This is a genomic window from bacterium (assembly GCA_040757115.1).
GTDB lineage: Bacteria > UBA9089 > CG2-30-40-21 > CG2-30-40-21 > SBAY01 > JBFLXS01.
On sequence record JBFLYA010000294.1, the window covers coordinates 1 to 4,270 of the forward strand.

A 4,270-nucleotide genomic window follows, 5' to 3' on the forward strand; every position below is an offset into this window, starting at 1 on the left:
GGGATAATTGCCCAATATAAAGATTTTTTACCTGTGAGGGATAAAACCCCAATAATTACTTTAAAAGAAGGTAATACCCCTTTAATTGAGGCTAAAAATTTAAGTGAGGCAATTGGTGGAAATCTCAAGATTTATTTAAAATATGAGGGACTAAATCCAACGGGTTCTTTTAAAGATAGAGGTATGACCCTGGCTATTTCCAGGGCAGTCGAAGAAGGTTCCAAGGCAGTAATGTGTGCTTCAACAGGAAATACTTCTGCCTCAGCGGCCTGCTATGCCGCTCTGGCAAAAATAGATTGTGTGGTATTAATTCCTGAAGGGGCAATTGCCTTAGGGAAACTCGCTCAAGCCTTAATGCATGGTGCAAAAGTCCTGGCTGTTCAGGGAAATTTTGATGATGCCTTAAATTTAGTCCGCGAAATCACCGCTAAATATCCAGTTACATTAGTCAATTCCATTAATCCTTATCGGATAGAAGGGCAAAAAACAGGTGCTTTTGAAATAGTGGATGTTTTGGGTAAAGCCCCTGATTATCACGCCATTCCAGTTGGTAATGCGGGGAATATCACTGCCTATTGGAAGGGCTATAAAGAATATAAACAAGCAGGTAAAGTAGCCTCTTTACCCAAAATGCTTGGTTTTCAAGCCGCTGGGGCAGCACCAATCGTCGAAGGCAGAGTAATTGAAAATCCACAAACGATTGCTACCGCTATAAAAATTGGTAATCCTGCCAGTTGGAAACAGGCATCTGCCGCCAGGGATGAATCCGGCGGAATAATTGATAAGGTAACAGATGAAGAAATTATTGAGGCGTATAAAATGCTTGCCTCTTTAGAAGGAGTCTTTGTCGAACCAGCATCAGCCGCATCTGTGGCTGGTGTAATTAAACTAAATAAACAAAACTATTTTAACCGATTATCAACTATTGTCTGTATCTTGACCGGACATGGACTAAAAGACCCTGATAGAGCAATTAAAGTTGCTCCTCAACCCACTGTAGTGCCAGCAAAGTTAGAAAAGATAGTAGAACTTTTGGGGTATTAAAATGGTAGAATCACGATTTATAAGGTTAATCCAAACATTAAATCAGGAAAAGGTTAAGTATGCAATTACAGGTGGTGTGGCAGTAGGACTTTGGGGATTTCTTCGAGCAACGAAAGATATAGATTTGATTTTAGACTTCTCCAAACCAAATATTAAAAAATTAATTAAGGCAATATCTGTTTTAGGACTCAAACCTTATGTCCCGGAAAATCCAATAGGTTTAGCGGATAAAAATAAAAGAGATTTCTGGATGCAAGAAAAAAATGCGAAGGTATTTTCTTTCATACATCCGAATGATATGTTCTTTAGAGTTGATATTATGCTTAATATAGAATTAAAAGATGTAATTGTGAATTGGAAAGAGGATAAGGATATAAAAATACCTGTTGTTGGACTTAATGATTTATTTCTTCAAAAACTTCAGGCAAAAAGATTTCAGGATATGCAAGATATAACACAACTTAGTATTATCCATCCACAGATTATAAAAATTTTGGAGCAATTATGAATATTGAGGACTTATTAAAGGAAAAGTTTAAAGAACTTTATTTATTAAGAGAAGAAATTTCTTCATTACCACCGGCGATAGCTGTGAAAAGAATATTAGAATATGGAAAAGTTGAAGAATTTGATGGTGAGGAGGAACTACTACGAAAGCAAGCACAAAATATTAAACCAACAGAGGTATTACAGTGGTTTGATGAAATGCTATCTCTACAAAATATTTAGAGGTGCCTTATGAAATATATCCTTTTAGTTGGCGATGGGATGGCAGATTATCCCATTCCAGAATTAGGGGAAAAAACACCTCTGGAAGTCGCTAATATTCCAAATTTAAACTACTTAGCCCAAAATGGTGTCGTGGGACTGATTAAAACTATTCCGGAGGGGATGCCACCAGGAAGTGATGTTGCCATTTTGTCTGTATTAGGCTATAATCCAGAGAAATATTACCTCGGCCGAGCGCCTATTGAAGCCGCAAGTATGGGAATTGAATTAAAAGAAGATGAAATTGCTTTTAGATGTAATCTTGTAACAATAGAAGAGGAAATACTAAAAGATTATAGTGCAGGACATATTTCAACCAGCGAAGCAAAACAGATAATTGAGTTTTTAAATGAAAAACTTGGTAGTGAGCAGGTCAAATTCTACCCCGGGGTTAGCTATCGCCATCTAATGGTATTAAAGGAAGATGCAAGATGCAAGATGCAAAATGTCCGATTAACCTGCACGCCACCTCATGACATTACTGGAAAACCCTATGATTCTTATCTCCCAACAGGTGAAGGAGCAGAGGTTATTCGTGAATTAATGTTTGCCTCGCAAGGATTTTTAGAAAATCATCCGGTTAATCAAAATAGACTTAAAGAAAATAAAAATCCAGCGAATATGGTCTGGCTATGGGGACAGGGGAAATCTTCAAAAATGCCTACACTTGAACAAAAATTTGGGCTCAGCGGTGCAGTTATTGCCGCAGTTGATTTGGTTAAAGGGCTTGGGAAATGTGCAGGATTAGAGATAATTGATGTTCCTGGAGCAACGGGTTATCTTGATACAAATTTTATTGGCAAGGCTGAATATGCCTTAGCCGCACTAAAGAATAAGGATTTTGTATTTGTCCATGTCGAGGCTCCAGATGAAGCCGGTCATAACGGTGACCTACAAGCCAAGATTAAGGCAATTGAAGATTTTGATTCAAAAGTAGTCGGCACGATTATTAATGGTCTGCCGGGGATAAAAGATGAAGTGAGAATTTGTGCCCTATGCGACCACCCAACCCCAATTTCACTTAAAACCCATTCCGCGGATAATGTCCCATTTATACTTTATGGACATAAAATAGAACCAGATGAAATATTAGAATATAATGAACGCTCAGCAAAAAATACCTTAATTAATTTTCAAGAGGGGCATACTTTAATAAATTACTTTATTATGGGTTAATAATAAACCTGCAGGTATCAGCCTGTATCTTGCATCCTGCATCCCCTGACTACTGATCTTATCCTTACCCACAAGCTTTAGTGGACACCGTGAAGCGTGAGAAGAAAGGGGTTTTAATAATTGACAATTGACAATTCACCATTCACCATTATTAAGGAAATTTAGGGAAAAAATGGTGAATGGTAAATTGTGAATGGTGAATGAATGCATAGTTAATAACATTGTCCAGTAAAAGATGTGGGTAAGGATAAGGACTACTGATACCTGAGGGTTGAACATTTACTAAGATGTTAATTTTAGGCATTGAAACTTCGTGTGATGAAACTGCCTGTGCAGTGGTTGAAAATGGGCAAAGGATTTTCTCTAATATAGTTGCTTCACAAGTAGATATTCACAAAAGATTTAGTGGTGTTGTTCCAGAACTTGCCTCAAGGAAACATATTGAATTAATCAATGTTGTTGTGGAGTCTGCGATAAATGAGGCAAAGGTAAATCTATCTGAAATCGATGCTTGTGCAGTTACTTATGGTCCTGGATTAGTTGGTTCTTTACTCATCGGCTTATCTTTTGCCAAAGCACTTGCCTATTCACAAAATATACCACTTATTGGAATAAATCATTTAGAGGGACATATCTATGCGACATATTTAGAAAATCCACAACTTTCATTACCGGCAATCGCCCTCATTGTCTCTGGTGGTCATACGGAATTAGTTCAGGTTGATGAATGGGGGAAATATAAATTATTAGGCAGGACGATAGATGATGCCGTTGGCGAGGCATTTGATAAAGCGGCTAAATTACTTGATTTAGGATACCCCGGCGGCCCTATCATTAATGCCTTCTCAAAACAAGGTAAGCCAGATGCAATTAAATTCCCACGCCCATTATGGCGAAAAAAAGGCTTTGATTTCAGTTTAAGTGGTTTAAAAACATCTTTAATTCATTTTCTAAAAGCTCAGACGCCAGCTAATATCGAAGATATTACTGCCAGTTTTCAGGAGGCAATAGTAGATGTATTGGTTGATAAAACAATTACTGCCGCAAATGATATAAAAAATATTATCTTATGTGGAGGTGTAGCCGCTAATAGCCGACTTAAAGAAAGATTAACCACAGAATCTAAAACCAAAGGAATAACCGTTTATTATCCTTCGCCTAAATTCTGTACAGACAATGCGGCGATGATTGCTGGATTAGGTTATGTAAAATATCTTCAGCGGAAATTTGCCCCATTATCATTAAATGCAAACCCAAATCTAAAGTTGGGCATTGAATAAGC

The 4,270-nt window shown here is 37.4% G+C and carries 5 protein-coding genes; all 5 read left to right on the top strand.

Features of this window, described 5'->3' with window-relative positions; translation table 11 throughout:
• On the top strand, positions 1 to 1,044 hold a 1,044-nt coding region (gene thrC / locus AB1422_17295; protein ID MEW6621059.1), incomplete at its 5' end, for a threonine synthase.
• A 1-nt stretch (position 1,045) separates the two neighbouring features.
• Positions 1,046 to 1,552, top strand: a complete 507-nt coding sequence (locus tag AB1422_17300) for a nucleotidyl transferase AbiEii/AbiGii toxin family protein (GenBank protein ID MEW6621060.1) — start codon at positions 1,046 to 1,048, stop codon at positions 1,550 to 1,552.
• The gene (locus AB1422_17305; protein MEW6621061.1) at positions 1,549 to 1,773 is read left to right on the top strand and encodes a hypothetical protein; all 225 of its coding nucleotides are present in this window, start codon (positions 1,549 to 1,551) and stop codon (positions 1,771 to 1,773) included. Before AB1422_17300 ends, AB1422_17305 begins: the two co-directional genes overlap by 4 nt.
• Positions 1,774 to 1,782: 9 nt before the next feature.
• Positions 1,783 to 2,988 carry a cofactor-independent phosphoglycerate mutase gene (locus AB1422_17310; GenBank protein ID MEW6621062.1) on the top strand — a complete coding sequence of 402 codons (1,206 nt, stop codon included), beginning with the start codon at positions 1,783 to 1,785 and terminating at the stop codon, positions 2,986 to 2,988.
• A 287-nt stretch (positions 2,989 to 3,275) separates the two neighbouring features.
• On the top strand, positions 3,276 to 4,268 hold the full coding sequence (gene tsaD, locus AB1422_17315; protein MEW6621063.1) for a tRNA (adenosine(37)-N6)-threonylcarbamoyltransferase complex transferase subunit TsaD: 993 nt from the start codon (positions 3,276 to 3,278) through the stop codon (positions 4,266 to 4,268).
• The last annotated feature ends 2 nt before the right edge of the window (positions 4,269 to 4,270 follow it).